The sequence below is a fragment of the Lentihominibacter sp. genome (assembly GCF_046951855.1).
Taxonomy (GTDB): Bacteria; Bacillota; Clostridia; order Peptostreptococcales; family Anaerovoracaceae; genus Lentihominibacter; species Lentihominibacter hominis.
The window spans coordinates 1-4,202 of record NZ_JBKTXS010000061.1; the positions used below are offsets into that span (position 1 = coordinate 1).

Annotated in this window: 6 protein-coding genes; 5 read left to right on the plus strand and 1 reads right to left on the minus strand. The window is 40.5% G+C overall.

Annotated elements, in window-relative coordinates; all coding sequences use genetic code 11:
- Positions 1 to 773 (minus strand): SpoIID/LytB domain-containing protein (locus ACLR96_RS10045; RefSeq protein WP_412265841.1); only part of this gene is annotated, 773 nt, incomplete at its 3' end.
- Between the two features lie 96 nt (positions 774 to 869).
- On the opposite strand from ACLR96_RS10045, the gene ACLR96_RS10050 reads away from it, so the two are divergent.
- The 5 genes from ACLR96_RS10050 to ACLR96_RS10070 form a co-directional block, all read left to right on the plus strand.
- Positions 870 to 1,376: a PaaI family thioesterase gene (locus tag ACLR96_RS10050; RefSeq protein WP_177268555.1), complete on the plus strand. Its 507-nt coding sequence runs from the start codon at positions 870 to 872 to the stop codon at positions 1,374 to 1,376.
- 22 nt (positions 1,377 to 1,398) lie between these two features.
- On the plus strand, positions 1,399 to 1,971 hold the full coding sequence (locus tag ACLR96_RS10055) for an NAD(P)H-dependent oxidoreductase (RefSeq protein WP_207722977.1): 573 nt from the start codon (positions 1,399 to 1,401) through the stop codon (positions 1,969 to 1,971).
- 2 nt (positions 1,972 to 1,973) lie between these two features.
- Positions 1,974 to 2,816, plus strand: coding sequence for a fumarate hydratase (locus ACLR96_RS10060; protein WP_177268553.1), 843 nt, complete (start codon positions 1,974 to 1,976; stop codon positions 2,814 to 2,816).
- Positions 2,817 to 2,835: 19 nt separating this feature from the next.
- Positions 2,836 to 3,396 carry a Fe-S-containing hydro-lyase gene (locus ACLR96_RS10065; protein WP_177268551.1) on the plus strand — a complete coding sequence of 187 codons (561 nt, stop codon included), beginning with the start codon at positions 2,836 to 2,838 and terminating at the stop codon, positions 3,394 to 3,396.
- A gap of 40 nt (positions 3,397 to 3,436) precedes the next feature.
- On the plus strand, positions 3,437 to 4,202 hold a 766-nt coding region (locus tag ACLR96_RS10070), incomplete at its 3' end, for an aminotransferase class V-fold PLP-dependent enzyme (protein WP_412265844.1).

Genomic DNA, 4,202 nt, shown 5'->3' on the forward strand with positions numbered 1-4,202 from the left:
TTTTTTACTGCGGCGGAAATTTCAGCTATAGAAAAGGAATGTTGCTCTTCCTGATGAGTAGCTTCATCCTCATATGGGCTGTCTACGCTCACAAGGTATGGTACGGCAGAGGCGAAGACATCTTCTGAATTCTCTGTTTTTCCTCCGCTTGAAGAATGGAAGAGAGCTTGTTCTACAAGTTCTCCATTATAATATAGCAGCTGCCCTTTTGTTTCATCAGCAGCACGGCATATTTTTTTCCAGCCATCATTCATCCAGTCCTTTCCTTTTAATGCTTCAAGTTCAGACTCATTTTTGTATACCTGACAGTGGGTACTGTCGCAGAGTGGTGCATCTGGATGTGCCTCGGGATTGCTTCCGGACTGAGCTTTAAGGACTCTTGCAAGAGAATAGGTTCTGGCTGCTACTGCTTGAGCTTTTAGAGCTTCTATGTGAAAATCGGAGGGCATTTCTCCAGATATGACACCTTTTACATAATTCTCAAAATTTACGGTTTCAACTTTTTTGGATTCAGTTCTGTATATGTTTATTGTTTCGGGAACTTCTTTTAATTGAAATTCCGCTTGAGGTATAAGTTCTTTTTCCGGTTCATCAGTATTGGGAGATATCTTTGTCAGAATATAGGGGATGAATATAAGCAGTATGCAGATGGTAAGTATTGTGATAAATATGGGTTTTATGAAAGGGATGTCCATAGCAGATCCCCATATATCCAAAAATGAATTGATATGTTTTTTTAATTTTCTCTTTTTTCTTATTCTTCGTTTCATCATGCAGTCTCCTAAAATATATTTGTACAAGTTTATGATAAAATTCCAAAACTATGACCTGATATGGTGTATAATAATAAATTATAGTAGGAGATAAAGATGAGAGTTATAAGTAAGCAGAGAAACAGTAAAATGTGTATAATGTGTGGGCTAGATAATGAATATGGAGTAAAGGCACCGTTTTATAATATGGAGGATGGAAGTGTCATGACTTTGTTTCGGTACAGATATCAGCATCAAAGTTATCCGGGTCGTGTTCATGGCGGACTTATAACAGCTATGATTGATGAACTGGGACTAAGAGCGTTGTGGGCAAAAGATCTGTCAGAAGAGTCTTTTGGCGTAACATTTTCTATAGATACTAAGTACAGAAAACCTGTAGTCTATGATCAGGAGCTTATAGGAAGAGGTGTTACAGTTAGGGAAAATTCAAGAATTTTTGTTACGGAAGCATGTATAATGGATGCTGAGGGGGCAATTTTGGCGAATGGCACAGTTAAGTATTTTAAGCTTGATGTTAATAAGATTGCTGAGGATGCTGAAGCTCATGAGGAGCTTTGCTATCTTGAGGAGGATGGAGTCAAAGAGATAGTCTTTGAGAAATGATTATAATGATGAGGTGAAAACGATGAAGAAGATATTATTTGTAAATGCTTGTGTACGTCCGCAGTCGAGGACTAATGTTTTAGCTAAGTATCTGTTGGATAAACTTGATGGACAGACAGAAGAACTTGATCTCGGAAAAGAAGATATAGAGCCTCTCAATCTTGAAAGATTGGAAAAAAGAGATTTGTATATAAGCAATAAGGACTTTTCTGATGATATGTTCAGATATGCAAAACAGTTTGTGGGAGCAGATATTGTCGTTATAGCTGCACCTTATTGGGATCTGTCGTTTCCGGCTGTTGTTAAAAGTTATATTGAAGCGGTATCGGTACAGGGCCTGACATTTCATTACACGGAGGAAGGCATACCAGAGGGATTGGGCAATGTGAAAAAGGTGATATATGTTACTACTGCCGGCGGTCCTATAGGTGAATTTAATCTTGGATTTGATTATGTGAAAGCAGTGTGCAGCGGACTGTACGGAATTGGAGATATAGTTTGCCATAAAGCTGAGATGCTGGATATAGTTGGAGCTGATGTGGAAGGTATACTTAAGAATACTATGCAGGAGATAGATCAGGTGTACGGAGTATGATCATGAGAGAAGTAAATGTGAAAGATATTGAAGATAAGATAGCACAGATGTGTATAGAGGCAAATCATTATCTCGGAGAAGATGTGAAGGCCTGTATACATCAGAGGCTTTGTGAAGAAAACTGGAATATAGCCAAAGATATACTTGAAAGTATTGAGGAAAACATCACAGTATCTGAGGAGGGGATATTTCCTTTGTGTCAGGATACGGGGATGGCCTGTGTATTTTTGGAAATAGGGCAGGATGTTCACCTTGTCGGAGGAATGCTCAAAGACGCTGTAAACGAGGGAGTCAGAAGAGGGTATGAAAAAGGTTTTTTAAGAAAATCTGTGGTAGAAGATCCTTTGAGGAGAAAAAATACAGGTGATAATACACCCGCTTATATAAATACAGAAATCGTGGATGGTGACAAAGTGAAAATCACAGTGGCTCCTAAAGGTTTCGGTTCCGAAAATATGAGCCGTATTATAATGCTTCCGCCGTCTGCGGGAGAAAATGGTGTAAAGAATTTTGTTGTTAAAACATGTAATGATGCAGGGGCTAATCCATGTCCTCCTATAGTGGTTGGAGTCGGTATAGGCGGAACATTTGACAAAGCTGCGTTGATGGCAAAGAAGGCCTTATTAATTCCGGTGGATAAAAAGAATGATGATCCGTATTATGAAAATATGGAAAGGGAACTGCTGGAACGGATAAATGAGTTGGGGATAGGGCCGCAGGGATTTGGCGGAAGGACAACTGCTTTGGCGGTCAAGATAATCGCAGCCCCTACCCATATTGCAGGGCTGCCTGTTGCGGTAAATATAAACTGTCATGTCAGCAGACATAAAGAGGCTGTTCTTTAGCAGGCGGGAGGTGGATATTATGGAATATAAGTTGATGGAACCTTTTTGTAAGGAAAAAATCAAGGATTTCAGAGCAGGTGATAAAATCCTTGTCACAGGAACGATTTATACTGCTCGTGATGCGGCGCATAAAAGAATGACAGAGCTTCTTGATAAGGGTGAGCCTTTACCTTTTGATATGATAGATTCTATTATATATTATGTGGGGCCTACTCCGGCAAAGCCGGGATATGTGATTGGTTCGGCAGGACCTACTACAAGTTACAGAATGGATGCGTATGCCCCGAAATTTTTGGATTTGGGGCAGCTTGCCATGATAGGAAAAGGACAAAGATCACAGGAAGTGATGGAAGCGGTGGTTGCAAATAAAGCAGTATATCTGGCTGCAATAGGAGGGGCTGCAGCACTGATGGCAAAGCAGATAAAAGATGCTGAGGTGATTGCTTTTGATGATCTGGGGGCAGAGGCAATAAGAAGGCTTTATGTGGAGGATATGCCCCTTACTGTTGTTCTGGACAGTGTGGGGGGAAATCTATATGAGCAGGGCAGGGAAGAGTATTTGAAATTCATAGGTAAATAGTGTATTATTAATTGAAAAACTTTGAAAGGAATTTATAAATATGGGAATAGGAACTAAATGTGTACAGGATGGATACAGACCGGGGAACGGTGAACCAAGACAGATACCGATTGTACAGAGTACAACTTTTAAATACGACACAAGTCAGGATATGGGGAAACTATTTGATCTTGAAGCATCGGGATATTTTTATACGAGGCTTCAAAATCCAACTAACGATCATGTTGCGGCTAAAATTGCTTCTCTTGAAGGGGGAAGCGCGGCGATGCTGACCTCGTCAGGGCAGGCTGCCAATTTCTATGCTGTGTTTAATATAGCTTCATGTGGAGACCATATTGTGGCCTCCTCAGCTATATATGGAGGGACGTTTAATTTATTTGCGGTAACCATGAAGAGAATGGGGATCGAATTTACTTTTGTTTCTCCTCATGCCACTGAGGAAGAACTGGAGGCTGCATTCAGGCCGAATACAAAGGCTGTGTTTGGAGAAACCGTTGCAAATCCTGCATTGGTAGTACTTGACATTGAAAAATTTGCAAATGCTGCTCATAAACATGGAGTGCCTCTTATAATAGATAATACGTTTGCTACACCGGTGCATTGCAGGCCTTTTGAGTTCGGAGCTGATATAGTGACACATTCAACTACTAAATATATGGACGGACATGGAGCCGGTGTAGGAGGGTGTATAGTGGATTCCGGTAAATTCGACTGGACTGAATATCCTGAAAAGTTTGCCGGGCTATGTGAACCTGATGATAGTTATCATGGCGTTACATATACCGAAAGAATTGGCCTTGAGGGAG

What these genes read in the sequence shown, in the direction of transcription:
- ACLR96_RS10050 (WP_177268555.1), top strand. Translation starts at nt 870, where the DNA reads ATGAGAGTTATAAGTAAGCAGAGAAACAGTAAAATGTGTATAATGTGT.
- ACLR96_RS10055 (WP_207722977.1), top strand. Translation starts at nt 1,399, where the DNA reads ATGAAGAAGATATTATTTGTAAATGCTTGTGTACGTCCGCAGTCGAGG.
- ACLR96_RS10060 (WP_177268553.1), top strand. Translation starts at nt 1,974, where the DNA reads ATGAGAGAAGTAAATGTGAAAGATATTGAAGATAAGATAGCACAGATG.
- ACLR96_RS10065 (WP_177268551.1), top strand. Translation starts at nt 2,836, where the DNA reads ATGGAATATAAGTTGATGGAACCTTTTTGTAAGGAAAAAATCAAGGAT.